Consider the following 26,593-nt stretch of genomic DNA (forward strand, 5'->3'; position numbering starts at 1 on the left):
GCCTGATCTTGCTTAAACTCAACAAATGGGAAGTTTTCTATATCATGGATAATAAATTTCATTTACATGACCTCATATTCTGTTTCATCTTTTCAGGAATTCATCTCTTTCCATCAAAAGATGAACTCCATCGATGTGCTATTTCAAAGATTTACGTTCAATCTGTACGGTATGTTCATTCCAGCCTCCACCTAATGCCTTGTAGAGGTTGACCTGATTATTCAGGCGTTCCAGGCGGGTCTGTATAAGTGCCTGCTGAGATGCGTACAGTGTTCGTTGTGAGTCGAGGACTGCGAGATAATTATCTTCACCAGCATCAAAACGTAAGGTTGCCAACTTATGAGCATCCTGGCTGGCCGCAATCATTTGCTGCTGCGATTTGATCTGTTCATCTAGCGTAGATTTGCCAGCCAGCCCATCAGCAACTTCACGAAAAGCTGTTTGAATAGATTTGTCATAGTTGATGACTTCAATCTGCTTCATGATATGTGAGCGATCCAGATTTGCCTGATTTAAACCTGCACTAAATATGGGCAAGTTAATCTTGGGCATAAAACTCCATGCACCTGTACCTGCATTAAATAGATTATCCAGACTGGAACTTGCCGTACCCGCCGAACCCGTTAGGGTAATGGATGGAAAAAATGCTGCACGGGCTGCTCCAATGTTTGCATTCGCAGCCTGAAGCTTATGTTCTGCGGCACGAATGTCTGGACGACGTTGAAGTAGATCCGATGGTAAACCAACTGGTATATCCTGTATGACAACCTGATCAGGAATTTTTGGGGACTGGTCCAATTGGACCGCAAGTTCCTGTGTTAATGGCGAACCCAGAAGTAACACCAGAGCATTACGATCCTGTGCAGTAATACGCAAGAATTTTGCATAATTGATTTGTGCTGTGCGCAGTCCTATTTCAGCTTGACGTAAGTCAAATCGGGTTGCATTACCAACATCAACAAGTTTCCTGGTCAAGTCATAGGATTTCTGCTGTGTCGCCAAAGTCGCCTTGGTTAAACCTAACGTTTCCTGATCGGCCTTATAGACCAGATAAGCATTAGCAACTGCGGATACCAGACTTAACTGTGATGCTGTCTGGACCTCTTTAGAAGCCAAATAGTTCTGTAAAGCCTGATCACTCAGACTGCGTACTCGGCCCCATAAATCGATTTCCCATGCGACCGAAGTAACACCAACCTGATACATGCGGGGGTTATAAGCAAGATCAGACGGTAAACGCTGACTGGCTGACTCTGCGGTAACACTCACATGTGGTAAACGGTCAGCACGACGAATACGATACTGTGCTTCTATCGCCTCAACATTTAAAGCTGTCACCTTAAAATCATGATTGTTTTTCAATGCATGATCGATGAGTTGGAGCAAGACAGGATCGGTATAAAAGTCACGCCAGCCAATATCGGCTGCGACTGTTTGCTTTCCATTGTTCACTTGCCGCCCTGGATAAGCTTCTCCTGTTGGATAGTGTTCCGACATAGGAGAGACAGGTCGCTCATATATTGGTGCCATTGAACATCCTGCAAGAATAGTGGCAATGGTTAGTACACTCATTTTCTTGAGGAAAGTGTATCGGTTTAAATGAAGTGTTAAATTTTTCATTTTGAACCCTCCTGTACGATTGCTTTGGCCTGTTCTCTACGCAGAATAAAATTACGAATGACGACATAGAAAATTGGTGTAAACAGTAAACCAAAGATCGTCACGCCTAGCATTCCAGAGAAAACAGCGATACCCATTGTATGACGCATTTCTGCACCAGCACCTGTGGCTAATACCAGTGGTATCACACCAGCAATAAATGCAATTGAGGTCATCAGAATTGGGCGTAATCTTAATCGGGCTGCTTCAAGTACCGCATCAAAAGGATTCAAACCCTCATCCTCTTTGGCTCGGGCAAACTCCACAATTAAGATGGCATTTTTTGCAGCAAGTCCCACCAGAACAACAAAGCCAATCTGGGTAAAGATGTTGTTATCACTACCAGTTACCCAAACACCCACAATCGCAGATAACAAGGCCATTGGTGCAATAAGTAATACTGCAAAAGGCATTGACCAACTGTTGTATTGAGCTGCAAGGAAAAGGAACGCCAAAATAATTGCCAGAGCAAAAACCATGACCGCAGTATTGCCTGTATTCTTCTCCTGATAGACCAGATCGGTCCATTCATAGGTCATGCCTTGTGGCAATGTTTCCTGCACAATTTTTTCAATTGCGGCAGTTGCCTGACCAGATGAATAACCTGGTGCAGCGTTACCACTAATATCGGCTGATGGGAAACTGTTATAGTGCATAACACGGTCGGGGCCAGAACTACGCTTAATCGTGACAAAGGTCGAAAGTGGAATCATGTCTCCCGCTGCATTTCTCACCTTTAACAGATTAATATTCTCTGGTTGCATACGGAATGGGGAATCTGCCTGAGCAATTACACGATAAGTACGACCAAACCGATTAAAGTCATTGATATAGATTGACCCCAGATTGATTTGTAGTGTTTCAAAAATATCGGTCAGTGGTACACCTTGTGACTTCGCTTTTACACGGTCAATATCAACTTCAATCTGTGGAGCATTTGCCTGGAAACTCGCAAGCATACCGACAAGTTCAGGCGTCTGAGAGGCTTTCGCCATAATCTCGCCCTGTACACGTGCCAGTGTTTCAAAGCCTAAACCAGCCCGATCTTCAATTTGTAGCTTGAATCCGCCCATAGAACCTAAGCCAGGTACTGGTGGTGGTGGAAAGATGCCCGCAAATCCGTCAGGAATCTGACTGAATTTGCCCATTAATTTTCCAGCAATTGCTTGTGCTGACAATGATGGGTCTTGGCGGGCTTCAAAAGGATCAAGCATGGCAAACATTAAGGCAGAGTTGGGTACATTGACTGGACCACTTGGCGTAAGTCCTGAGAAAGCCACAACGTTTTCGACGCCAGGCTCTTTCAAAGCAATCTGCGTCATCTGTTTAACCACAGCTTCTGTTCGGTCTAAAGATGCACCTGTAGGTAATTGGGCAATACCAACCAAATAATATTTGTCTTGGGCAGGAACAAACCCTTGCGGCACTTTATTGAAACCTAACCAGGTTAGGCCAAGGAAACCTACATACAAGATGAGCATGATGGCACTTAAACGTATACTCTTGCGTACTGCGTCCACATATTTGTCTGATGCCTTATCAAAGAATCGATTGAATCTTCTAAAGAACCAGCCGAATAAGCGCTCAGTCAAATCACGTTTTCTATCTCCAGCCTGATGAGGTTTAAGTAATATGCCTGCTAAAGCTGGTGAAAGTGTCAAAGAGGTGATTGCAGATAAGATAGTTGAAATAGCGATAGTCAAAGCAAATTGGCGATAAAACTCACCCTGTAATCCTGTAAGAAATGCCGAGGGAATGAATACAGCAGATAAAACCGCAGTAATCGCAATAATTGGTCCTGTGACTTCAGACATTGCTTTACGAGCCGCCTCTTTTGGCGATTCGCCTAATTTAATATGCTGTTCAACGTTTTCCACTACTACAATTGCATCATCAACTACAATACCAATCGAGAGAACCAGCCCGAATAATGTCAGGGTATTTAGGGAGAAGCCAAAATAATACATAATTGCAAACGTACCAATTAGGGAAACTGGAACGGCAATTAAAGGAATAATGGATGCGCGCCATGTTTGCAGGAAGAGGATGACAACAATGACAACAAGTGCAATGGCTTCCAACAGGGTAGTAATGACTGATTTTAAAGAAGCTTTTACGAAAATATTCGGATCATAGGGAATTTTATAATCCATACCCTCAGGGAAACCCTTCTTCAATTTTGCAATCGTTTTACGGACCTCATTTGAAACATCCAGCGCATTAGCACCTGGGGTCATAAAGATTTGTAAGGCAGAAGCCGGTTTACCATTCAATAAAGCTCTCATATTATAGGCATCAGAACCCAGTGCAACTCGTGCAACATCTTTTAGACGGGTGATTTGTCCAGCATCCCCAGCCTTGACTACGATCTCACTGAACTGTTCTTCAGTGGTTAAACGTCCCAGCGTATTAACCGTCACCTGATAGGCGGATGTTGTATTTGGCTGTTGACCAACAGAACCTGCAGCAACCTGCATGTTTTGTTCACGAATGGCGGCAACCACGTCATTGGCCGTTAAACCACGGGCAGCTACTTTTTCAGGATCAATCCAGACACGCATCGAATACTCACCAGCACCGAAAATTTCTATATTTCCAACGCCTGGTAAACGTGCAAGCTCATCACGAACATTCAAGAGTGCATAGTTGGATAAATACAGGGGATCATGGTTCTTGTTGGATGACACCAAATTGATGACCATGAGAACATCGGGGGAAGTTTTTTCAGTTACAACACCAATTCGTTGAACTTCTTCAGGTAAGCGTGGCAATGCGCGAGAAACCCTGTTTTGCACCTGTATCTGTGCCTTATCAGGGTCAGTACCCTGTTTAAAGGTAACGGTCAGTACCATCTTGCCATCGGCTGCGGTTTGAGAACTCATATACAACATGTTCTCAACACCATTCACGACTTGTTCCAAGGGGGAAGAAACCGTTTCGGCAATGATTTTGGGATTGGCACCAGGATAACTTGCGATGACCTGTACAGTTGGGGGTGTAATTGCCGGGTATTCACTCAATGGTAATTTAAACAGTGATAAAGCACCTAGAATGACGATCAGCACAGAGATCACGACCGCAAATATTGGCCGATTGACAAAGAAATGGGGGAAGTTCTTCATGGCTTATTTCCCCTGAGCAGCATTTTCAGACGGAACAGGGGCTTGCATTGGAATGATATTTGGCTTGACCTGCATTCCTGGACGAACCAGTCCCTTAATAATGACTTTATCGCCAGTTTGCAGACCACTGCTAATAATCCGCAATCCATCAAAGACCGAGCCAAGTGTTACAGGTCTAAATTCAACCGTATTATTCGAACCAAGAACCAGAACAAAATTATTGCCCTGATCTGTACCCACCGCCTGATCATCTATCAGAATGGTGGACTGTTTATTTCCAGTGGTCAGCTTAACTCTGGCAAACATACCTGGTGCTAATTCACCTGAATCATTGGCAATAGATGCCCTAACCCGTAGCGTCCCTGTACGCTGGTCAATTTGAGTACTTACAAAGTTTAATTTCCCTGTATAAGGATAAGTTTCTGTATTTGCCAATCCCATTTCGATTGGCAAGTTGAATTGTCCAGATTTATTTTGTCCCTTTAGATTGAGAAAGGTTTTTTCATCAAGGTCAAAATAAACATACAGTGGATTGACGGAAACGATGGTGGTTAAGGCTGTGGCATTGCCTGTATTTCCACCTGCAATCAAGTTGCCACTGGTGACAAGAACACGGTCAATACGTCCTGAAATCGGTGCTGTAATATTGGTATAAGATAAATCGAGCTTCGCTGCACTGACGGCTGCCTGAGCTTCCTGTACCTGAGCCTGGCGGTTATTTTTGGTTGCCAGTGCATCGTCATAAACCTTATTGGAGACGGCACCACTTTCGACCAGTTTATTTGCTCGATTAAAATCCAGAACAGCCTGGCTGTACTGAACCTCTGCTGCTTTCAGTCGTGCCTGGGCTGTATTCAGAGCAACCTGAAAAGGTTCAGGATCAATTTTAAATAATACCTGTCCCTTACGAACATAACTGCCCTCGGGAACACTAACACTATTAATGACACCACCAACACGGGACTTGATTTCAACGCTTTGTGGTGCTGATAAGTAGCCTGTATATTCTGCGGTTGGGTTAAGTTCCCGTGTAATCACTTCCGCAACAGGAACTTGAGGGACTGGCATTTGAGCTGCGGCAGCTTGTGAATTGGGTGCATCTGGTTTATTCGTTGCTGTGTAGAGCAAACCACCAGATATAGCCACCCCCACTGCAACAGCAATTACTGTAATTTGTTTTTTCATGGTGCTTACCTTTCATGCAATGCTACAACACGCTCTCAATAAGGTTTCTGTAGCAGTTGCCTGTATGCTAGAGTTTCCAATAATTGGAAGGTCAACAGATCAGCCTTAAAAATACATAACAAATTAACATATGTTTAATCATTCATATGTTTAGTGCTAAAATAACTTAAATATTGCTACTTGAATAGCAAATATGAATAAATGATCATATGTATATATTTTTAAGAAGAAAAAGGAGTGAAGAAAATGAGTGTTTGCTACATTACTCTGAAATATGCTTAGCCATATCCGATAGAACCTGACTTACATGAATATCATCTATTTCATAAAAGACTTGTTTAGCTTGACGTTCACCTTTGACTAAACGGGCTGAACGCAATAAACGTAGATTGTGACTGACCAAGGACTGGGATAAATCAAGGGCATCACTGATTTCACCTACTGAACTAGGTCCACGCATACAAAAAAGTAGAATTTTAAGTCGTGAAGCATCACCCAATAGCCGAAATGTTTCAGCTAAAGACATAATCTCCTCTTGAGATAATTCTGTAGGGTGATCTTTAAAACTCATATTTATACTTAAATTCCAGTCATTAGCGAAAATATAGATGTTTACATATTCTACCCTTGACCTTTCCATAATGGCAAGGTTTATGCTCTTAGCAACTGGATAAGCTCTATAGGTATATCTTATGGGAACAGCAACAAATAAGCTTTCTAATAATATGAAAGTTACATTAAAAATTGAAGGTATGACATGTGCCAGTTGTGTTGGACGTGTTGAAAAAGCCCTCAAAAAAGTTGATGGTGTACAGTCAGCCTCGGTCAATCTGGCGACAGAACGTGCAGATATTGTACTTGATCAGCCTGTGGATCGTCAGGTACTGGTTCATGCCATTGAACAGTCAGGCTATGACGTGCCTGCAAATAATATTGAATTATCAATTAAAGGCATGACCTGTGCCAGTTGTGTAGGTCGTGTCGAAAAAGCCCTTAAAGCCGTTGCAGGTGTAAAAGAAGCCAATGTCAATCTTGCAACTGAGCGTGCAACGGTCAGTGGTACAGCAAATGTCGATGCCTTGATTGCCGCAATTGATAAAGCTGGTTACGATGCCACAGAAATTCAGGCTTCTATTCCTGACCAGACAGAGCAGCTTGAGAAAAAAGATCAGGAACGTGCTGAACTTAAACGTGATTTGATTCTCGCCTCCCTGTTGGCTTTACCTGTATTTATTCTGGAAATGGGATCTCACCTTATCCCTGGTGTACATCAACTGATTGATCAAACTATTGGGATGCAGAATAGCTGGTATTTACAATTCATACTGACCACACTGGTTTTGGTTATTCCAGGACGAAGATTCTATCAGAAAGGTTTTCCTGCATTATTCCGTCTAGCTCCTGATATGAATTCTTTGGTCGCTGTGGGAACATCAGCAGCATATTTGTTTTCTATTGTTGCCACATTCATACCAAACATCCTCCCATCAGGAACGGTGAATGTGTATTACGAAGCGGCTGCGGTGATTGTCGCATTAATCTTACTGGGTCGTTTCCTTGAAGCAAAAGCCAAAGGGCGAACCTCTGAAGCAATCCAGCGTTTAGTCAGCTTACAAGCCAAAACTGCCCATGTTTTACGCAATGGTCAAATGGTGGATATTGCAATAGACCAAGTGGTTGCAGGTGACATTATCATTGTAAAACCAGGGGAAAGAATCCCTGTTGATGGTCAAGTCACGGATGGAAAAAGCTTTGTCGATGAATCCATGATTACAGGTGAACCAATCCCTGTGGAAAAAGGCATCGGCAGTGATGTAGTGGGCGGTACCATTAACCAGAATGGCACGTTGACTTTTACCGCTGTGGCGGTGGGTGGCGAAACTATGCTGGCTCAAATCATTCGTTTGGTTGAGCAGGCACAGGGTTCTAAAATGCCGATTCAGGCTGTGGTGGATAAAGTGACCTTATGGTTTGTACCTGCGGTGATGATTGCCGCAGTGCTTACATTCCTGGTCTGGCTGATTTTTGGTCCATCACCAGCCTTAACTTTTGCATTGGTTAATGCGGTGGCAGTGTTGATCATTGCCTGTCCTTGTGCAATGGGATTGGCGACACCAACCTCAATTATGGTCGGTACAGGTCGTGGTGCAGAGTTGGGAGTACTGTTCCGCAAAGGCGAAGCCTTACAACTGTTAAAGGATGCCAAAGTTGTTGCAGTCGATAAAACAGGGACATTAACAGAGGGTCATCCCGTACTGACTGACTTTGAAGTGACTCAATTCTTTGAGCGTGATTATGTCCTAGGCATGGTTGCGGCTGTTGAATCCCGTTCTGAACATCCGATTGCTAAAGCAATTGTTGATGCGGCAAAAAGTGAAAACCTGACTTTACCTAAAGTTGATACGTTTGATTCAGTCACAGGCATGGGTGTCTGTGCAACCATCAATGGTAATGAAGAAATCAATATTGGTGCAGACCGTTATATGGTTCAACTTGGTATTGATGTTGCTCCATTTGTTGCCACAGCTCAGCGTCTGGGTGATGAGGGTAAATCACCACTTTATGTTGCTGTCGATGGTGAACTGGCAGGAATTATTGCAGTTGCTGACCCAATCAAAACCACAACGCCAGCAGCGATTAAGGCTCTACACCAATTAGGTCTCAAGGTAGCAATGGTGACGGGTGACAATGCTCGTACTGCTCGGGCAATTGCCAAACAATTGGGTATTGATGAAGTGATTGCTGAAGTTCTACCAGAGGGTAAAGTCAGTGCGGTTAAAGAGCTGAAAGCAAAATACGGCAATATCGCTTTTGTGGGTGATGGGATTAACGATGCACCCGCTTTGGCTGAAGCTGATGTCGGACTTGCGATTGGTACAGGTACAGATGTTGCAATTGAATCTGCCGATGTCGTGTTAATGTCAGGAAACTTACAAGGTGTTGCCAATGCGATTGCCTTGTCCAAAGCAACGATTGGTAATATTCACCAGAACTTATTCTGGGCATTTGCCTATAACACCATGTTGATTCCTGTTGCTGCTGGTATATTGTACCCAGCCTATGGAATACTGATGTCCCCAATCTTTGCAGCAGGAGCAATGGCTTTGTCCAGTGTATTTGTACTTGGCAATGCATTACGTTTACGTCGATTCCAGCCACCATCCGTCAGTCAAGGCTAAGGAGGATATGATGAACATTGGTAAAGTCTCTAAAGCTTCGGGAGTTACCGCCAAGATGATTCGTTATTATGAGCAGATTGGCCTAATTCCTGCTGCGGGACGTAATAATGCAGGTTATCGCTCTTACTCAGCAAATGATGTTGAACGTTTAAAGTTTATCAAGCGAAGTCGTGAACTCGGTTTTTCAGTAGCAGAAATATCAGACTTACTTGATTTATGGAATAACCGCGGTAGACAGAGTGCTGATGTCAAACGCCTTGCTCAGGGTCATAGTGAAAAGCTGGAAGAACGTATCAATGACCTACAGCAAATGGCGAATACCCTCAAGGACTTAATCGACTGTTGTGCTGGTGATAATAGACCCGACTGTCCGATTCTTGAAGGCTTGCAAGAACCTCACAATGAAATAAAGGACGTTCACCATCATAACGACCTGCTTTCCGTTTCACCTTTAACCCGAAAGAAATAGCAATAGGATATAGGGAGAAGTAAAATTAATTTTACTTCTCCCTATTTTTTATATTTATAACTATGAACTAAAATATGTCATTTCTTTTAGATACTTACATTGTCAAATAACTGCTAATTTAACATCACAAACATTCCTAAATATTGAGCTTATAATTCATTGCCCACAAAAAAGCGACTCAATAGAGAGTCGCTTTATCATTTCGTCCGTTTTTAACGAGGAGGAAAACCAGCCTCGGTTAAAGCCTCAACGATTTGCTGCTGTGTTGCAGTTGTTTCAACTTTTACACTACGATTGGGTGGTTCGGTGATGACCTTTGCATTGGCATCTATTGCTTGAATTGCTCTGGTTACACCACGGGCACAGCCACCACAAGTCATATCTTCAACATGAAATTCCATATTTAACTCCACTATTACTATTCAGGATGTGTTTAATATAAACCTTGCCATAATTGTAAGGTCAAGCATTAAAAGTAAAATTAATGTCCCTCAGATATATAATTGACTGTGTACTTAGGTATTTCTACCTCCAAGTTTTCATCTTGGACCTTAACCTGGCAAGATAGTCTTGATTGGGCCGTAAGCCCCCAGGCACGATCCAGTAAGTCCGCCTCTACATCATCCATTTCTTCTAAACTGTCGAACCCTTTTTTCAGAACAACATGGCATGTTGTACATGCACCTGATAAATCGCAGGCATGTTCTATGGGAATGCCATGATCCAATAAACTTCGACATAAATTACTTCCGCTTTCAATTTCAAGTTCCGCACCCTCTGGACAAATCTTTTCATGCGGAATAACTATAATTTTTGGCATATAACATAATCCTCAATTCATCAAATTTATAGATAAAACAAGGGGCTTTAAAAAGCCCCTCATTTAAAAGAATATCGAATAGAGAAGTATCTACTTATGTTTACTTAACCATTCATTCATCATCTTGATTTCTGATTCCTGGGCAGAGATAACATCTTCAGCAAGCTGGCGTACTTCTGGATCAGAACCATATTGAAGAACTACTTTTGCCATATCAATTGCACCTTGATGATGGGGGATCATGCCTCTCATGAAATCAACATCAGCATTTCCTGTAAATGGAACCATCATATCTGCGTGCATTTCATCATTGATCTTAATATATGCTTGAGTTGATGGGCTATCTTCATTTTTGCTGCCAGAATGATTTTTGTTTTTTGCCAACCATTCATTCATCATCTTGATTTCTGACTCTTGGGCAGAGATAACGTTCTCGGCAAGCTGACGCACTTCTGGATCAGAACCGTATTGAAGAACTACTTTTGCCATATCAACCGCACCCTGATGGTGAGGAATCATACCCAACATAAAGTCAGTATCTGCATTTCCCGTGAAATCAATACCCATTCCGCTGTGCATACGAGTATTTACTTCCATATAGGCATTTGTAGATGGATTATCTGTTTTAGCTGAACCATTCATATCATGGTGCATTGAATGGCTTTCATGTTTATTCTCACTCATTGAATTTTCCTTTGGAGCGTCAGAAGAGGAACACCCCGCACTAAATACAATCGCACCGATCATTAACATTGGAACAAAGTGTTTCATGGAGTTATCCTCTTACTACAATTATGAAAAAATAATGGGTAATAAGCTCGGAAGTTATTCTTTCATATCAGGTACATCATTACCCTTGATGTAGCAACTCTATTCTTTCCAATTATGGTAAGGTCAACACCTAATCAAATAAAAATAATTAAAAGAATAAAACAATTAAAAACAAATACTTAAAGACAATTAACTCCGTAGTGAGTCACAATAATCAATAGAATTAAAAAAATCACCTCCAATCACAAATAATATTTTTATATAAATATCAATGTGATATGTGTCTTCATGGTTTCACAATTATTTATTTGACTATTGGATGCACTACAAAAGACTACAAACATTCTCAAACTTTATACTTAAAAATTATCTTACTTCCCATCTTAAATTTGAGCATTTATGACAATAAAACCTTATTTATTAAAACCTTAAAATAATTATTAAGGTATAATTATTTTAACCATAACTACTATTTTTTGAGTTTCACAATGTCTGAAATTGATTTTTATAAAAGATTGAACAGATTAGAGAAAAGACGAAAAGGTACTGACCTTACATACAATGCTTTTGATAGTGTAACAGCAGGCGTAACTTCATTTAATGAGTTTGATGAATTAAAACGTACAATAGAAAAATGGCAGATTGTATCAGACAAACCATCTATCCGTTATGCAGTAGGAGCAATGCAAGAAGTTAGTAAACGTTACACAGAAATCAGTATTGAAACTGCTAAAAGAATTGAAAAACAATTAGAGCCTAGGCTACTAAATAATCATAACATTGTCACAGAATACAGATTACAAGGGTCAGTTCCCCTAAATATTCATATCAAAGGTGTAAGTGATGTTGATTTACTTGTACTTAACAAATCACATTATCGTACAGAGGGTTATTTAGGTACTTTACGTCATGATGATATAAAAATATTAAGAGAACTCAGGAACGCGTGCACTTATGAATTAAGACAAGCATATCCTGCCGTAACAATTGATACTACTGGTGCTAAATCTATAACTTTAACAGGTGGATCACTTCCTCGGGATGTAGATGTTGTACCCTCTCATTGGGTAGAAACATATGAGTACCAACAACAAAAGCACCTTTATTTAAGAGGAGTCAATATTCTAGATAATAAAACTCCTACTACATTGATGAACTTACCTTTCAAGCATATTTTTTATATAGATTACAAATGTAAATACTATGCTGATGGAGGATTGAAAAAATCTATCCGCCTTTGTAAAACAATAAAAGCCGATTTAGTTGAAGAGGGCAAAGTAATTTACTTAAGTAGTTTTGATCTAGCCTCTATTATGTATCATTCCAATCTAGAAAATTTAAAGAAAGGTAGAACAAATGCTTTAGCAATAGTTCTTGAAACAAAAAGATTTTTTGATTATCTGTATCATAACCCAAACTATAGAAATAGCTTATATACACCTGATATGACCAGAAAAATATTTGATAGTTATCAGAAAGAAACCTCTCTCACAACAATGAGCATTGCCTTAGATAAACTCGTTACGGAAATACGTAAAGATTTGGGTTACCTATATGACGAAACCATTGGCTCTTATCCATTAGTTATCTAATTTTTCCCATAACATTGTTCCCATGGTTCTTCGACCAGTAACATTATAATATTTAGCACTGGCACTTTTATTGTCTTTATGAAGTGTCAGCTCTACAAATCCTCGATGGATACGTAACTCTTCATGATCTAAATCTTTTGGTTTGTTTTCATAACTATAAAGAACTTTGTATTCTTCAATTTCGTCATAAATAATTGCAGCAGAAATACTGTCAGATGTGGAAAATTCTGTTTCTAATCTGATTCTTACTTTATCCCAACTTTGTAAAATTGTTACTTTTCCAATCCACTCTCTATTGTGCTTAATCATTTCAGAATTTTCTTCTTGGTAATCAGAGATACCTTTACATGACCATTCTCCCGAAATATCAGGATATTTCAGAATCTTGAAAAATAAACCTGTTTTCCATATCCATTTATCAAATAGAAAATAAAAAGTAAGAAATAATAAAGCAGTGATAGCACTAGAAATGATGACATTCCAATAAGGAGACAATCCACCCAAGAACTTCAGTAAAAAGTAAATCAATATCCAAGATATAAACGTAGCAAGTGAATAAACATATTTCCCTGCATGAGACCTATTGAATCCATTATGAACACAATATTCATGACCTAATTGCCCCATACATACCCTCTGGAAGCCCAAAATTCAGTTTTAACTTTATGTAGCTACATTAGCGTTATATGGTCCAGTTATACAAGCAATTTAGGTATCCAATATTGCTGATCACCAAACCTCACTTCAAAGCCATCATTCAGCCCCCTGTAATTAATACTATCCATTTGATTAAAAAAGGATTTATCCAAATTATGAAAATACATCAATCCTAACTTTATCCACTCTAGTTCATTAAAATTTTCCTCTGGGGCTTTCATGATGGCCAACAATTGTTTTTCCAGTTTCTTCATATTACTTTTTTCTGTTATTTTTTCATCTAGTACCCATGACGTATCAAGGTTCGTATCATAATTCTTGTTTAAAAAATTAAGAAAGCCAACAATAGCGCAAGCTTGTCCAGGGGACTTAAATAAGTAATATTTTACATGCCACATTGTTGGTAAATCTAATCGTGATTGACTTACCAACAGCATTAAAGCAGATGCTGGTTTCATGGCTAAACGGGCAGAACGTATACTCGTTTTCCCTAAATCCATTTTATTTATTAAAACCTGATAATAGTTCTGAAGAATTTGGGCTGAAAGCGATGAACCAGGACATGAGTTCGCCAGTTTTCTCAGTTGGTCAAATTCAGAACAGTGGCCTTTAGATTGGGTATCTATATGCAGGTGATGTACTGCAACCAACCACCGGATGGGCAGCTCATATTTGCGTAAACCACTTGTTCTTAGTCTATGTAATAAAGAGTCATTGTCTGGGATCTGATCTCCCCAAAGATCACTGGTCTTTTCAAAAAAATGAATATGTTTACGAATTAGTAATGCAGCCTTATGCGGTCCAACCTCATGATCAAGCCAATTCATATAATCTTTAAAGTAACCTTTGAGGCTTGGATTTACTAATGTATTAACCAGTTCCTTAATCCTATTCCCCAATATTCTTCGCCATGTACATAATTCACAGTATTTCCCATATCCAGCAGGAATCTGTTGCTGGCAAGTTAGACATTGAAGTGGTGGACAGGTCAAACATTTCTTACAAAGCATTTTGCCTGACACAACATCCTGTTCAATCAACCTATATCTTCTACAACTTTGGCATGTCTGGTAATCACGGGTTGCACACTTTGGGCAAACTCTTAAATTATCTCCAAAACGGCTGATACGAGATAAGCGTTGTGATGTCACACCACACCGTTCACAAGCTTGAAACTCTCTAAAATAAACTGAACAACTATTACAAACAGGGCCTTGCTCCGTTATTTTTCCTATAGGGTAATCAATACGCTGACATCTAATGCAAGGTCTATTGGTTTCACATTGTTGGCAAACGGCCAAGTTATCAGCTTTATATAATCTGGAACTTTTACCACACGACGGACAATCCTGTTTTTTAAAAACTCGTACATAGCACTTATGGCAATAGTTACGCTGTTTATAAAGTCGGTGTATCTTTTCAACCGCATCACCACATTCATCACACTGAGGCATGGTGTTGTCCCCCCAAAAGTTACCCTAGTTTTCTTTTTAATCTTAAAAACTTGCGTATTACAGTCTCCTTACTTTTAGGTTTAAAGGTAGCTACCAATGCTCTCTTTGGAGGGTAGTTCCGATAAATCGAGCCTAATTGTTCTTCAACAGGCCTTAATATGGCTGGCAACTGGTTTCTCTTATCCCAAAATGAAGACCTGTTCATATTTAAAGATTTTGCTGTTTCAATAAACTTTTCCTGGGGAATAATGAGTAATTGATAAATACAGGAAAATAGCCGTTCTCTCTCGGTAACTGGAAGTTGGTTAACAGCCAATCCATTCGATATAAGCTCAGGATGGGGCACCTGAATTCTGAGTTGTTCAAGAAAAGCCCATCCTTTTCCATTTACTGAGCCAGCTAAAGCTTTTCTAATAAATTGTGAAAATAACTTAATCACCGTTAACCAATCAGTTACTGAAATCAACTTGTCTTGATAGGTTGCACAGCCTTGTTCCAGGAATTGATCAAAGATTTTTTGGAATGCCAAGGCATGACAATCCACAAGGCTTTTATTAACCTCCAATAGACTTTTTTTACATATTGAACAGCAAGTCATAACCTGATCAGGGGCTTCAAGACGTCTAGGTTGAATAGCATTATGGCAATGAGGACATTGATCATGTAAATGCTGATTATGTTTTATACAACCTGTATGCCAGGCAAAACGCCAAGGCAGACGGAAATAGGCAACATTATCCTCAGATAGACACTCAGGACAATATTGCCAGCCACCTCGATGCTTACGGTTTCTTGTACCTAATACCAAGTACCATGCATCAAGAGTTTGATTATCCAGATTATATTTAATTAAAAAATTGCGAAGCGTAGCAGAATTAAATTGGCTTTCATCAATTTTTGTCGTATTGATCAATACCTGTACTTGCTCTGCACTTAAACCACGATCTACATCTACAGACCAGATTCGCCATTTGGGCCAAAGTACTCCAGTTAAACTTAATGGGTCACAACCACTGTCAAGTGCGGCACGTATCAACCAAGAAGATAATGCCTCATCTTGCTTTAAGTCCGTGGGAATAAACCATGAATGGATTTCTGTTGCACTTATCATACCTAGTCCTCCACATTGCTTATTTCACACTTTCTAGCAAGCTACGGTCGATAAACTCCTGACCAGAAACAACAGCTTTCTTTGCGGCGTCCCGTAAAATCGTTCGCAGATTACCTAAGTTTCCATCTGTAATATCATGCAGATATTTTACTGTTGCTGGTTCAGCCAGTTTTGAAGCCTGTTTGAGGGGAAGAACTTTCTCAAATTTATTTACCATAGCTTGAAAGTCTTTATCTAGTTTCCATAAGGGTAAATTAACCACACGAAAACGGCTGACATGCTGTGGATCAGTACGCAGAACACTAATTGCTTCTTCTGTACCAAACCCAACAATGGGTATCTGTGTTTCATTACACAAATACTTAATCGCATTCATTACTGTTCTTTGCTTAATCGGACTGCCACATAATAGAGAATTCATTTCGTCGATAATGAGGAGCTTTACCTCATAAAGTTTAAGGCAATGGACCACTTGGTAACGTAGCTTCGCAACGGGATCTCTTTCTCGAAAAGGAACCCAGAACTTATCAAGAATAGCCATATACAGAGCTTTTTCATCAGGGGAAACAGGTGCCTGTACAATGATTACAGGTTTTACTGCATTATTTTCTGCATTGACATAACCCTCCCCATACAGCTTAAAGAACTGGTTAATAATTGAGGTTTTACCATTATTTGGCTTACTCAATACCAGTAAGTTGGGCATACGGCTCCGCTTAGGAAGTGTCAGGAATCCTTTCAATTGGTCTAACAAGTCATTGGCTGCTGGATACCCAATCCATCGGTCCTCTTCCAGGAAGTAGAGTCTGTCCTCATTAGACTGTTCCACAATAGGGCGAAACTCTTGAAAAACATGTGAATAGTTACTCATGAAATATCCTCATCATTTTCCAGCTCATCGAGAGGCAATAAACCATATACGTTTTCAAGCTGTTGCTCCAAAATCGTACTCTCTTGTTGAGGTTTTTTGCCCTGAATTGAAGCAGGGTTAACACTCTGTTGATGTTGGGTACTGCGCTGATGTGATCTGCGAGCCCGTCGAGTTTTAGTACTTGCCTCCTGAACACGCTCCCGAAGTTTAGCTAGAGCCTGTCCAAGTTCATGATCTTTTAGATATTCGCCAGTTTCCTTTTTCAGTTCCTGAATCTTTTTGTGTTCCCAAATACTAAATGGTGGAATACTTTGATCCGCTAAAGGAACCTTAAAATAATTTTTGATTTCGGGATCAAAGAACCATATCTCACTAATATTTCTTGGATCACGCCTAAAGATAAATTTACGTTTTTCCTTTTGATTATCAGGGTCTACAGCATTAATCCAACCTCTTAGTACATCAGCATAATAAGCAAGACCATCAATTGTTACACCTGTTGTTTGAATCGTCCTTTCAAAACTTGGTAGAAAATCAAGAAAGAAATTATGATCATTTGCAGGCAATCTAGCAGCCCCAGAACCTAACGTGTTTTTATCACCAAAGATACCTAACTCAAAAGCATGTAGTGGAGAAGTACCTAAAGCAGAGTGTTTCCTTTTGTGGTAAACATTACAGATAAAATCAATCAGCCAGTCCTCAAATTCGGAGAATGTGAAAACTGCTTCCGCATCTGAGTTATAGCCTTTTCTTTCAAAAATATTTGAAAAAGTTGTTCCTGGAACTGCGTGAATATCGGTTGCAAATGTTCCCATCAAACGTTCAATGTGCCCGCCAAAACGTGGTTTTTTAACTGGTCGGTATTCCAGACGAATATCATGTGCCATACAAGCATTTCTGAAAGTTTCTGAGTGAAACTCAGGTCCATTATCGACATGAATGGTGTTCATAATTCCCCAGACAGGCCATTCAGCTTGAATCTTGCGCGAAGCTAGCCATTTCTCTTTGGGCAGTACAGCTTGAGAAACGCTCATTGCAATAGACATAACAGAGGGGGCATCTAATGATAAGTAATATCCCACAACTACCCTTGAACGCACATCAATTGCCAACGTAAGAAAAGGTCGTCCTATAGGACACCTGCTAAAATCATCAACCAGAATAAGATCAACAGGCGTATGGTCAATCTGTACGACGGCAAGTGGATAATCAGCATGAGGGAATTTCCCTGCGGCAGGTGTAAATTTGTTATCGGCCTTTTCCTTATGTCCCCTCTTACGAAGAGAGTCTCTCTGGCTAATCGCTGCAATACGATTTCTTACTGTATTGGCATGAGGCACCTCTAGGATATGGTATTCATGACATAAGCGTTTCACTTCAAGTACAACTTTTTGAACACTTATTCTTTGATTAGTTAGGTATAAATCCTTGATGGCTTTTTCAATGATTGCTTCAGCATGTTTATTAATTATCTTCTTGCCTTGTGGCAATCCCTCTTTTCTGGGCCGCAATCCATCAATAGTTCCATATGCCTTATAGATTTTTAACCATCTATAGATAGTGGCTGGATTAATATCATGTTCTTGGGCTCGTAACTCTACTTCCTTACGACCACTCACGCCTCCCTCAATGAAAGGTCGGATGATGTTGAAACGTCTTTCAGCCTCAATCCAGTCTTTATCAGCGATGAGCTCTAGATCTTCATACTGTTCCACAGCTATTGATGGCCTTAATTCACTGATAGCCGCGATACTTTTCCTGCCAGTATTATTGTTTTCAACAAAAACCGATTTTAGGTCAATGACTTCAATAATCGTATGGGGAATCCCTTTTATCTGAACCGGCTCCCCAGCAGCTATTTTGATATTCACACGTCTATCATTCATGACAACTCCCATTTACCCAAAGTTCAGTAGATGGCTGTAAAGGCATACTTAAATCGCAAACCAGATAACCATGAGCAACTAAATACCAGATTTGACTAATTCCATTGGCTCTGTCCCATTTTCCAAGAAAATGTCTGGCTAATAGAGTCTCAAAAGTTACTGCTCCTCGATCTCTCACATAATCCAATAAGTGCTTTGAATCAGCAGGGGGAAATTCCATCTTTCGGTACTTTTGTAAAAACATGGCATTCGACCATAACTGGTCCCGAATACGCCCCTCATGTGCAATATGAAATTTCCAACCCTCTTCTTTGCATACCCTCATGGCAGCACGATATCTAGCTTTCCATAGATGCAAATTAAGTTGCAATTCATCTGTAGGTTTTACTTCAACCAGTTTAGGTGCAATAAATGGAATAAAATCATTATGCTTATAAGTTACTAGGTAGTCAGGGGTGTAAACTCGTTTCTGTCCATTATCAAAATACTCAATGGTAAATGGTTGAGACTCAACAGCAAGAACATTGGGATCAACCTCTAATCGAATAAGGAAATCCCGTTCAAGAGTTGATTCAAAGGCAACTGCGGAATCTTTTTTAAAAGGATATAAACCAGATACACTGATACGTGTATTACCAATTTTTCTTCGAGCTGGTACGATGTTAACGGTGTCGCATGATTGATTGTTCATTCTAGGTTCCGTTGCATAGTTCTTTATAAAATTTGTCGCATAGTTCTTTATAAAAGGTGGTCTAAGTCTTTGACCCTAGCTTATATTGTCGCATAGTTCTTTGTAAATAACAGCGGCTCACATCCTAAACCGGGTGAAATTACTTTATCTCATTTAGGGGTTTTGTTTTTAGATGAACTCCCCGAGTTTGACAGAAAAGTGCTAGAAGTCTTACGTCAGCCACTTGAATCAAAAGAAATCATTATTTCACGTGCAGCTCGGCAAATTACCTATCCTGCAAACTTTCAGCTCATTGCAGCAATGAATCCTTGTCCATGTGGTTATGCGTTTAATCAAGACAGCCGTTGCCAATGCTCACCAGAGAGTATTAAGCGCTATCAAAACCGTATATCAGGGCCATTACTTGACCGTATCGATTTGCATATTGATGTACCTCCTTTAAAAGCTCAGGAACTGCAAGATCCAACGCCTGCTGAAGACTCTACAACTGTACGGCAACGTGTGATTTATGCTTATGAACAACAAATGCAAAGACAAGATTGTTTAAATCAAGCACTTTCACCGAAACAACTCGAGCAATATGCTGTACTTGATAGTACTTCTCAACGAATGATTGAAATGGCTCAGCAACGTTTGAATCTGTCGGCTCGTGCTTATCATCGTGTTTTAAGAGTTGCTCGTACCATTGCCGATTTGGCTCAAAGTGAGGTCATTCAAAGTTCTCATCTTACAGAAGCACTCTCTTATCGAGGTAATCATTCTTAAAATAAAACAGCGGATTATGAGTCCGCTGTTCTTTTATTAAGAGCTTCATTTAAGGTCTCAATTAAGGAAGTAATTTCTTTCTCTGATAGAGCAGCAAAACCAAAACGAATACAACAATTAGAAGACTCGATTTGTTTAAACTTATGCTCTGTATCAATGTTGAGTTCTTTTAATTTTATAAGCTGATCTTGAGTAAATGGTTTCTGGAACTTCCCCCACAAAGCCATTCCACCTGCAGGTGGTTGTATCTGCACACTCTCTGCAAAAACTCGACGGAACTCATTTAATGCATGGTCACGGCGTAGCTGATATATCTTTTTCATTTTGCGGATGTGTCGTTTTATTTCACCTCGCTGCATTAAGTCCGCTAACGCAAGTTCCGTAATATTATTTCCTTGGCGATCAATCACTAAAATATCTTCAGTAATGGATTGAATGATTATTGGAGACGCTACCATATATCCCAATCGGACGCCGGGTGCAAAAACTTTAGACAATGAACCTACATGAATAACCAATTCAGAATGAGGCAAACTTGCTAAGGGTGGCATAGGCCGGCTGTCATAATGGAATTCGTGGTCATAGTCGTCTTCAATAATATAAAAGCCCCTTTTTTTTGAAAGCTCTAAGAGTTGAAGACGACGATTCATTGGCATTGTGACAGTTGTAGGATATTGATGATGCGGAGTTGTATAAATGGCAGCTACGGGATGTTCTTGTAAAATCCGTTCTAAATCTTCAATGACAATACCTTGTTCATCTAATTTAACAGAAACCACTTGAAAGCCATTTGACTGAAATGCTTTAAAAGCAGATGGATAATATAATTCCTCAATAACGATCACACCCTGCCGATTGGGTAATGCTCGAGAGGCAAGAAAAATTCCCATCTGGCTACCACGCACAATACAAATCTCATCTTCGGCAACATTCATAAAACGTTCCATCGACAACATTTGTTGTAAAGCCTGTCTTAGCTCAACCATACCTCGTGGATCACCATATCCCATGTACTGGTTTTGTGTAATTTTAATCAGTGCATGACGATAGGCCCGTGAAAATAGTTCGTAGGGAATAAGCCGTGGATCTGGCACACCATCGTTATGTGGAGGTTGAATCACTTCTTGAATGATTGGTTTATCATTAACTTTTCGTTCAGATACTGGCTCTATTTGAAGCTGTTTTTCCGGCAAAACATCCGCTACAAATGTACCTTTTCGGGGACGAGTCACAAGCCAACCTTGTGCTTCTAATTCTTCGTAAACTGCTTGTACGGTTTTTCGATTAATTTCTAGTTCTTTTGACAAGCTACGAGACCCGGGCAGCATAGTCCCCTGCACTAAACGGCCACTTAAAATTTCCTGACTAATTAGGTTAGTAAGCTTTAGAAAAACCGTTTTTTCTTCTCTTTCATCGATACGAAAATGTACTTGCCAAGGTCTTAGCATATTCGCCCCATCTGGACCATATAACTTATGAAAACTGGATGTATTGATTCATCCAGTTGTTTTCTATTCTGCCTTCACCTACTTAATTTGGTCAACTGGACTGGAGAAGAGATGAAGACTGCTTCTGTAAACAAACAAGACCTCATGCAACACGCACAGCACGACATGCAAAAGTGGATTAGCGACACAGATTTAAGTGATCGTCAAAAGCTTGCACTCACTTGTCGTATTTTATTTGATCATGGTCATGATGCTGGTTTGGCAGGTCAAATTACATGCCGTAGTGAAAATAAAGAAACCTTTATTACCCAACGTTTCGGTTTAGGTTTTGATGAAATTACTGCTTCAAACTTACTTGAAGTGAATCAAGACTTAGAACCAATCAATCAAGAAGGAATGACAAACCCAGCCAATCGTTTTCACACATGGATTTATAAAGAACATCCAGAAGTGAACTGCATTATCCATACGCATCCTACCCATGTTGCTGCTCTCTCCATGCTTCAGATTCCACTCATGATTTCCCAAATGGACGTTTGCGCACTTTACGAAGACTGCTCCTTTATAGGCCACTGGCCGGGAGTTCCTGTGGGCAATGAAGAAGGTATTTTGATTTCTTCTGCTTTGGGTAAAAACCGTGCTGTTTTGTTGTCTCACCATGGACAACTGGTTACAGGAAAAACCATTGAAGAAGCCTGCAACTTGGCGCTTTTAATTGAACGTGCAGCTCAACTGCAACTGCTAGCCATGTCTGCCGGACAAATCCAGCCCATCCCTCATGCTTTAGCAACAGAAGCTCATGACTGGGTTTCTACCGATAAACGCAACAAAGTGAACTTTGCTTACTACGCACGTAAAGCTTTGAAAAAACATTCTGACTGTATTTAAAAAGAGACCTCAATCATGAAACTAAACGGCATTATTGGCTACCCAGTTACCCCTTTTTCTGATGACAACACCATTAACCTTCCTGTTCTAAAGCAGATGCTCGATTTGCTTATTGAAAATGGCTGTGATGCGATTGCACCTTTGGGTAGTACTGGTGAAAGTGCTTATCTTGAATGGGATGAGTGGTGCTTAGTCGCTAAGACTTCAATTGAAAGCATTAATAAACGTGTACCTGTCATTATTGGAATTTCAGAACTCACGACGGATCAAGCCATCAAAAAAGCGCAGATCGCGCAAAGCTATGGTGCAGATGCACTTATGGTGATTCCTGTATCTTATTGGAAGCTAACAAATCAAGAGATTTTTGAATATTATCAATCGATTGCACAAGCGACGACTTTGCCGATTATGATTTATAACAACCCCGCGACCAGTGGTGTTGATATGTCTCCAGAGTTAATTGTGCGTATGTTTAACAACATTGCAAATATTACGATGGTGAAAGAAAGCAGCGGTGATATCCAACGTATGCATAAAATTCAAGAACTCTCAAAAGGTGAACTTCCATTTTATAACGGCTGCAACCCTCTAGCTTTAGAAGCTTTATGTGCTGGAGCAAGTGGTTGGTGTACAGCAGCACCAAATCTGTTAGGTCAACAACCTCAACAACTTATCGAACATGTAAAAAATGGTGAATTAGAACAAGCCCAGAAGTCATTTTATCAGCAGCTTCCTCTACTACGCTTTATTGTCAACGGTGGTTTACCTAAAACGATTAAAGCTGGTTTACAACTAAAAGGTGTTGCTGCGGGTTCACCACGTAAACCACTGTCTAAAGCTGCGGATATTGAGCTTAACCAGTTAAAACAGCTACTTTCTGAAATAGAAAACTAATAAAAAAGCGGGTTTATTTACCCGCTTTTTTATAATTCAAACTTAGAATGTTTTAGTTAAACTAAACACTAAGCCTGTGTCATAAGGTTTCTTACCAGCATCAGTCATACCAGAGGTACTAATGTCTGTACCAACAACATCTAGCTCAGCGACAATACCCAAGATGTTATAATTCACACCAACTTTATAATCGATATAGCTATCATCTTCACCTGGTCCACCTGCAACTACAAGTAAAGAGTCTTTATTTTTTAGCTTGTTATAACCAACTGAAGCAATTCCTGTAAATCCTGTGTCAGCTATTGGTGCTGAATAACCTACGTTAAAATACCAGAACTCATCAGAGTGGCCCCAATAATCATCTGAATAGCTTACGCCCACACTAAGTGCATCACCTTTAAATAAAGAATCAGCAAACGTTAATTTTCCATAAAACTCGGTAAAGTCAAAACCTGTATCACCATTGTATGGGTTAGTAAATTTTGAGTCAGAACCAATATAGCCATAATGAATTACACCCACATCATAAGTTGGTGCAAGCGTATCAGACAATTTTAATGTATTTGTATAACCTAAAGAGATATCGGTTTCAGTTGAAACCCCTGGCGTATTAAAGTCAACGCTTGACCCCCAAAGCGCAACATAGGCACCTGACTTATGTGAAAAAGTAAATCCACCTTGAATAGCTGGGTTATTTGACGATTGGGTAACACCACGGAAACGATAGTCTGTGGTCGCTGCCACACTACCTGTTGCCGTGATTCCATAAAAAGATGGAGCATCTTCAGCCATAGCCATAGTTGACCCTGCTGCAAAGATACCAAGAGTTACTGCCTTAAGTGCAAATTTCATCATTTTGATCTCCCCCACAATGAACGCACGATTTATACGAATTAAACAAATTGTGTTACTTGAGCTTTAGCAATTGCTGTGCCAAGTACAAATTTGTCATAAGTGCTCTTCATTAATTTCCGAGATCAAAACCACTTTATTATGAAATCCTTGTTTATTTTTCATAAAAATATATTTATAAAAAACATGATGATAAAATATATTTTTTATGAAAGAAAAAATACCAAACATACAAAAAACACCTTATCGGAAATTACTAAACGAGGTAAGGAGTATTCATTTGTTGCACATAAATTTTCTATTTAATCTTAGAGTCGAGATATAAAAAGTATGTAAATTTATTAAAGGCAATGCTTGTAATGGTCTCTGAATGAGCATTTTTACTAACTCAATTCCTTTATTTATTTTTGAGTTCAAGCCAATGAACTATTTTGGGTCTTTTTTTAAGCAGGAATATGAATAAAAAGAAGAGTGCACAAAACTTAAGCAACATCTTGCACTAAGTTTGATCAGTCCAGACATATGCTGTTGACCTATTATTCGTGATCTATTTTTGTACATCATACTTTTAAAATAATGTTATATAGTAACATTTTAGATAGATTTTAAAATAAAGAGGTGAAAAAAGTAACGTGAGATAAGATTAAAAAGTAAACATATCCAACAAAAACGAGCAAAAAATGAACACAAGAATCAACTATTTTTTGAAGTTTAAATATAAAATAAATGGTAAAAATCAACTAAAAAATAAATTACTTTTTTTATTTTAAACAATATATTAAGTATAAAAGACTAATGGTAAATTCATTAAACAACCAATAGCACATTAATCAATTTCTGCATAGCATATATAAAATAAAATCAACAAAAATATATCTTTTTTATAGATTACTTATACAATTGATGGAAATCCTAGGCCCTGAACAATAACAAGGCACAGGATTTATTGTTTTTATGAGGTTCTTTAAATATGCTAAAAGCACAAAAACTTACATTAGCAGTTCTCATTTCTGCGGCAATAATTTCCTCAGCTCAGGCAAGCGAGCAAAGTGAGGCAAAAGGATTTGTTGAAGATGCGAACGGTTCTATTCTCTTCCGTACAGGTTACATCAACCGTGACAAAAAACAGGGCGCAAAAGATACTAGCTCATTTGCTCAATCAGCAATTGTAAGTATTGATTCTGGCTTTACCCCTGGTATTGTTGGTTTCGGTGTGGGAGCTGTTGGTGATGGTTCATTTAAGATCGGTGAAAATAAAAATGCCGGTAACCAAATGATCCCATTACATAATGATGGCTCCGCTTATGATCACTGGGCTCGTGGTGGTGGTAGCGTTAAAGCACGTTTCTCGAATACAACAGTACGTTACGGTACTCAAGTACTCGACCTACCTGTTCTTGCAAGTAATACTGGACGTATGGTTCCTGAATATTTTACAGGTACTTTATTAACTAGCCATGAAATCAAGAATCTTGAAGTTGTTGCTGGTAAATTTACTAAAAACCAAATGTCTGATCAAATCAATACCGATGCTGATGTAAATGGTAAGGGTCTTGATCGTGCAATTGTGTGGGGTGCTAAATACAAGTTTGATGATAATTTAAATGCATCTTACTATGGTTTAGACAGCAAGAATAAGCTTGATCGCCATTATGTAAATGTGAACTTTAAACAGCCATTGGCGAATGACAGTTCATTAACATATGATTTCAGTGGTTATCATACTAAGTTTGATGAAGGTGCTTTTACTTATTCTCAAACTACTGATGATCTATCTAATCGTCAAAATAACATTTGGGCTATCTCTACGGCTTATAATACGGGCCCACATAACATCATGGTTGCTTACCAACAAAACAGCGGTAATGTTGGTTATGACTATGGTCAAAATGCTGACGGCTTCCAAAGTATCTATTTGCCAAACTCTTACATGTCTGACTTCATCGGTAATGATGAAAAATCTGCACAAATCCAGTACAGTCTCGATTTTGGTAAATTAGGTGTATTACCTGGTCTAAACTGGACAACTGCATTTGTATATGGTTGGGACATCAAAGTTAAAAATGTAACTGATGATGCTCAAGAACGTGAGTTCTTTAACCAAGTGAAATACACAGTTCAAAGTGGTTTCGCTAAAGATGCAAGCCTCCGTATCCGTAACTCGTATTATCGTGCAAGCGACTCATACCAAGGTGCGTACATTGGCGATACCAATGAATGGCGTTTATTCCTTGATATTCCTGTGAAATTATTCTAATTCACAAATCTATCAAGCATAA

At 39.5% G+C, this 26,593-nt stretch carries 21 protein-coding genes and 1 pseudogene; 7 read left to right on the forward strand and 15 right to left on the reverse strand.

The features are described from left to right. Positions 1-138 precede the first annotated feature (138 nt). The 4 genes from ACXM0J_RS05825 to ACXM0J_RS05840 all read right to left on the reverse strand — a co-directional run bounded on the left by ACXM0J_RS05825 (position 139) and on the right by ACXM0J_RS05840 (position 6,537). Positions 139-1,620 (reverse strand): efflux transporter outer membrane subunit, encoded by a 1,482-nt coding sequence (locus ACXM0J_RS05825; protein ID WP_005060895.1) that lies wholly within the window; start codon positions 1,618-1,620, stop codon positions 139-141. Then, the gene (locus ACXM0J_RS05830) at positions 1,617-4,781 is read right to left on the reverse strand and encodes an efflux RND transporter permease subunit (RefSeq protein ID WP_004777768.1); all 3,165 of its coding nucleotides are present in this window, start codon (positions 4,779-4,781) and stop codon (positions 1,617-1,619) included. The genes ACXM0J_RS05825 and ACXM0J_RS05830 overlap by 4 nt, the downstream gene beginning before the upstream one ends. Positions 4,782-4,784: 3 nt before the next feature. Next, positions 4,785-5,966 (reverse strand): efflux RND transporter periplasmic adaptor subunit, encoded by a 1,182-nt coding sequence (locus ACXM0J_RS05835; RefSeq protein WP_086265365.1) that lies wholly within the window; start codon positions 5,964-5,966, stop codon positions 4,785-4,787. Between the two features lie 262 nt (positions 5,967-6,228). After that, positions 6,229-6,537 carry an ArsR/SmtB family transcription factor gene (locus tag ACXM0J_RS05840; protein ID WP_000008556.1) on the reverse strand — a complete coding sequence of 103 codons (309 nt, stop codon included), beginning with the start codon at positions 6,535-6,537 and terminating at the stop codon, positions 6,229-6,231. A gap of 121 nt (positions 6,538-6,658) precedes the next feature. Here ACXM0J_RS05840 and ACXM0J_RS05845 point away from each other — a divergent pair, with 121 nt between their 5' ends. Together ACXM0J_RS05845 and cueR are read left to right on the forward strand one after the other, a co-directional pair. Beyond that, positions 6,659-9,145 carry a heavy metal translocating P-type ATPase gene (locus ACXM0J_RS05845; RefSeq protein ID WP_000536249.1) on the forward strand — a complete coding sequence of 829 codons (2,487 nt, stop codon included), beginning with the start codon at positions 6,659-6,661 and terminating at the stop codon, positions 9,143-9,145. A gap of 10 nt (positions 9,146-9,155) precedes the next feature. Continuing rightward, positions 9,156-9,614: a Cu(I)-responsive transcriptional regulator gene (cueR, locus tag ACXM0J_RS05850; RefSeq protein ID WP_001020605.1), complete on the forward strand. Its 459-nt coding sequence runs from the start codon at positions 9,156-9,158 to the stop codon at positions 9,612-9,614. Between the two features lie 212 nt (positions 9,615-9,826). Here the strand turns inward: cueR and ACXM0J_RS05855 are convergent, their stop codons facing one another. From ACXM0J_RS05855 to copM, 3 genes are all read right to left on the reverse strand, one after another. After that, positions 9,827-10,015, reverse strand: a complete 189-nt coding sequence (locus tag ACXM0J_RS05855) for a heavy-metal-associated domain-containing protein (RefSeq protein ID WP_000394310.1) — start codon at positions 10,013-10,015, stop codon at positions 9,827-9,829. An 80-nt stretch (positions 10,016-10,095) separates the two neighbouring features. Further along, positions 10,096-10,434, reverse strand: coding sequence for an ISC system 2Fe-2S type ferredoxin (gene fdx, locus ACXM0J_RS05860; protein ID WP_001124186.1), 339 nt, complete (start codon positions 10,432-10,434; stop codon positions 10,096-10,098). Between the two features lie 90 nt (positions 10,435-10,524). Further along, on the reverse strand, positions 10,525-11,205 hold the full coding sequence (gene copM / locus ACXM0J_RS05865) for a CopM family metallochaperone (protein WP_000680279.1): 681 nt from the start codon (positions 11,203-11,205) through the stop codon (positions 10,525-10,527). Positions 11,206-11,693: 488 nt separating this feature from the next. Between copM and ACXM0J_RS05870 the strand changes: the two genes are divergently transcribed. Then, a complete protein-coding gene (locus ACXM0J_RS05870; protein ID WP_001289337.1) occupies positions 11,694-12,797 on the forward strand; it encodes a nucleotidyltransferase family protein in 1,104 nt (367 codons plus the stop codon). On the opposite strand, the gene ACXM0J_RS05875 is transcribed toward ACXM0J_RS05870, so the two are convergent. The 6 genes from ACXM0J_RS05875 to ACXM0J_RS05900 all read right to left on the reverse strand — a co-directional run bounded on the left by ACXM0J_RS05875 (position 12,786) and on the right by ACXM0J_RS05900 (position 19,467). Then, positions 12,786-13,424, reverse strand: a complete 639-nt coding sequence (locus tag ACXM0J_RS05875; RefSeq protein ID WP_000530048.1) for a Cap15 family cyclic dinucleotide receptor domain-containing protein — start codon at positions 13,422-13,424, stop codon at positions 12,786-12,788. The two genes, ACXM0J_RS05870 and ACXM0J_RS05875, sit on opposite strands and share 12 nt — an antisense overlap. Positions 13,425-13,492: 68 nt before the next feature. Next, positions 13,493-14,908 (reverse strand): hypothetical protein, encoded by a 1,416-nt coding sequence (locus ACXM0J_RS05880; protein WP_004777765.1) that lies wholly within the window; start codon positions 14,906-14,908, stop codon positions 13,493-13,495. Between the two features lie 19 nt (positions 14,909-14,927). Next, positions 14,928-16,019 carry a TniQ family protein gene (locus tag ACXM0J_RS05885; RefSeq protein WP_000622362.1) on the reverse strand — a complete coding sequence of 364 codons (1,092 nt, stop codon included), beginning with the start codon at positions 16,017-16,019 and terminating at the stop codon, positions 14,928-14,930. A gap of 19 nt (positions 16,020-16,038) precedes the next feature. Continuing rightward, positions 16,039-16,890, reverse strand: a complete 852-nt coding sequence (locus ACXM0J_RS05890) for a TniB family NTP-binding protein (RefSeq protein ID WP_000073961.1) — start codon at positions 16,888-16,890, stop codon at positions 16,039-16,041. Further along, positions 16,887-18,776, reverse strand: a complete 1,890-nt coding sequence (locus ACXM0J_RS05895) for a Mu transposase C-terminal domain-containing protein (protein ID WP_000999878.1) — start codon at positions 18,774-18,776, stop codon at positions 16,887-16,889. Before ACXM0J_RS05895 ends, ACXM0J_RS05890 begins: the two co-directional genes overlap by 4 nt. Continuing rightward, complete coding sequence (locus ACXM0J_RS05900) at positions 18,769-19,467, reverse strand: heteromeric transposase endonuclease subunit TnsA (protein ID WP_001064759.1); 699 nt, start codon at positions 19,465-19,467, stop codon at positions 18,769-18,771. The genes ACXM0J_RS05895 and ACXM0J_RS05900 overlap by 8 nt, the downstream gene beginning before the upstream one ends. 114 nt (positions 19,468-19,581) lie before the next feature. Here ACXM0J_RS05900 and ACXM0J_RS05905 point away from each other — a divergent pair. Continuing rightward, positions 19,582-20,232, forward strand: a pseudogene (locus ACXM0J_RS05905) (ATP-binding protein); the annotation flags it as partial. Positions 20,233-20,246: 14 nt separating this feature from the next. Here ACXM0J_RS05905 and pdxR read toward each other — a convergent pair. After that, on the reverse strand, positions 20,247-21,680 hold the full coding sequence (gene pdxR / locus ACXM0J_RS05910; protein WP_086265367.1) for a MocR-like pyridoxine biosynthesis transcription factor PdxR: 1,434 nt from the start codon (positions 21,678-21,680) through the stop codon (positions 20,247-20,249). A 111-nt stretch (positions 21,681-21,791) separates the two neighbouring features. Between pdxR and ACXM0J_RS05915 the strand changes: the two genes are divergently transcribed. Further along, positions 21,792-22,568 carry an aldolase gene (locus ACXM0J_RS05915; RefSeq protein ID WP_086265368.1) on the forward strand — a complete coding sequence of 259 codons (777 nt, stop codon included), beginning with the start codon at positions 21,792-21,794 and terminating at the stop codon, positions 22,566-22,568. Positions 22,569-22,583: 15 nt separating this feature from the next. Then, positions 22,584-23,462 (forward strand): dihydrodipicolinate synthase family protein, encoded by an 879-nt coding sequence (locus ACXM0J_RS05920; protein WP_057085020.1) that lies wholly within the window; start codon positions 22,584-22,586, stop codon positions 23,460-23,462. A gap of 42 nt (positions 23,463-23,504) precedes the next feature. Here the strand turns inward: ACXM0J_RS05920 and ACXM0J_RS05925 are convergent, their stop codons facing one another. Beyond that, positions 23,505-24,317, reverse strand: a complete 813-nt coding sequence (locus tag ACXM0J_RS05925) for a TorF family putative porin (RefSeq protein WP_057085022.1) — start codon at positions 24,315-24,317, stop codon at positions 23,505-23,507. A gap of 967 nt (positions 24,318-25,284) precedes the next feature. On the opposite strand from ACXM0J_RS05925, the gene ACXM0J_RS05930 reads away from it, so the two are divergent. Next, complete coding sequence (locus ACXM0J_RS05930) at positions 25,285-26,571, forward strand: OprD family outer membrane porin (RefSeq protein WP_086265369.1); 1,287 nt, start codon at positions 25,285-25,287, stop codon at positions 26,569-26,571. Positions 26,572-26,593 lie beyond the last annotated feature (22 nt).

The organism is Acinetobacter sp. GRABPA_MV_2 (assembly GCF_056725885.1).

Bases quoted from the DNA above. Each gene is read 5' to 3' on its own strand.
- ACXM0J_RS05825 (WP_005060895.1), bottom strand. From the start codon at position 1,620: ATGAAAAATTTAACACTTCATTTAAACCGATACACTTTCCTCAAGAAA.
- ACXM0J_RS05830 (WP_004777768.1), bottom strand. From the start codon at position 4,781: ATGAAGAACTTCCCCCATTTCTTTGTCAATCGGCCAATATTTGCGGTC.
- ACXM0J_RS05835 (WP_086265365.1), bottom strand. From the start codon at position 5,966: ATGAAAAAACAAATTACAGTAATTGCTGTTGCAGTGGGGGTGGCTATA.
- ACXM0J_RS05840 (WP_000008556.1), bottom strand. From the start codon at position 6,537: ATGAGTTTTAAAGATCACCCTACAGAATTATCTCAAGAGGAGATTATG.
- ACXM0J_RS05845 (WP_000536249.1), top strand. From the start codon at position 6,659: ATGGGAACAGCAACAAATAAGCTTTCTAATAATATGAAAGTTACATTA.
- cueR (WP_001020605.1), top strand. From the start codon at position 9,156: ATGAACATTGGTAAAGTCTCTAAAGCTTCGGGAGTTACCGCCAAGATG.
- ACXM0J_RS05855 (WP_000394310.1), bottom strand. From the start codon at position 10,015: ATGGAATTTCATGTTGAAGATATGACTTGTGGTGGCTGTGCCCGTGGT.
- fdx (WP_001124186.1), bottom strand. From the start codon at position 10,434: ATGCCAAAAATTATAGTTATTCCGCATGAAAAGATTTGTCCAGAGGGT.
- copM (WP_000680279.1), bottom strand. From the start codon at position 11,205: ATGAAACACTTTGTTCCAATGTTAATGATCGGTGCGATTGTATTTAGT.
- ACXM0J_RS05870 (WP_001289337.1), top strand. From the start codon at position 11,694: ATGTCTGAAATTGATTTTTATAAAAGATTGAACAGATTAGAGAAAAGA.
- ACXM0J_RS05875 (WP_000530048.1), bottom strand. From the start codon at position 13,424: ATGGGGCAATTAGGTCATGAATATTGTGTTCATAATGGATTCAATAGG.
- ACXM0J_RS05880 (WP_004777765.1), bottom strand. From the start codon at position 14,908: ATGCCTCAGTGTGATGAATGTGGTGATGCGGTTGAAAAGATACACCGA.
- ACXM0J_RS05885 (WP_000622362.1), bottom strand. From the start codon at position 16,019: ATGATAAGTGCAACAGAAATCCATTCATGGTTTATTCCCACGGACTTA.
- ACXM0J_RS05890 (WP_000073961.1), bottom strand. From the start codon at position 16,890: ATGAGTAACTATTCACATGTTTTTCAAGAGTTTCGCCCTATTGTGGAA.
- ACXM0J_RS05895 (WP_000999878.1), bottom strand. From the start codon at position 18,776: ATGAATGATAGACGTGTGAATATCAAAATAGCTGCTGGGGAGCCGGTT.
- ACXM0J_RS05900 (WP_001064759.1), bottom strand. From the start codon at position 19,467: ATGAACAATCAATCATGCGACACCGTTAACATCGTACCAGCTCGAAGA.
- pdxR (WP_086265367.1), bottom strand. From the start codon at position 21,680: ATGCTAAGACCTTGGCAAGTACATTTTCGTATCGATGAAAGAGAAGAA.
- ACXM0J_RS05915 (WP_086265368.1), top strand. From the start codon at position 21,792: ATGAAGACTGCTTCTGTAAACAAACAAGACCTCATGCAACACGCACAG.
- ACXM0J_RS05920 (WP_057085020.1), top strand. From the start codon at position 22,584: ATGAAACTAAACGGCATTATTGGCTACCCAGTTACCCCTTTTTCTGAT.
- ACXM0J_RS05925 (WP_057085022.1), bottom strand. From the start codon at position 24,317: ATGATGAAATTTGCACTTAAGGCAGTAACTCTTGGTATCTTTGCAGCA.
- ACXM0J_RS05930 (WP_086265369.1), top strand. From the start codon at position 25,285: ATGCTAAAAGCACAAAAACTTACATTAGCAGTTCTCATTTCTGCGGCA.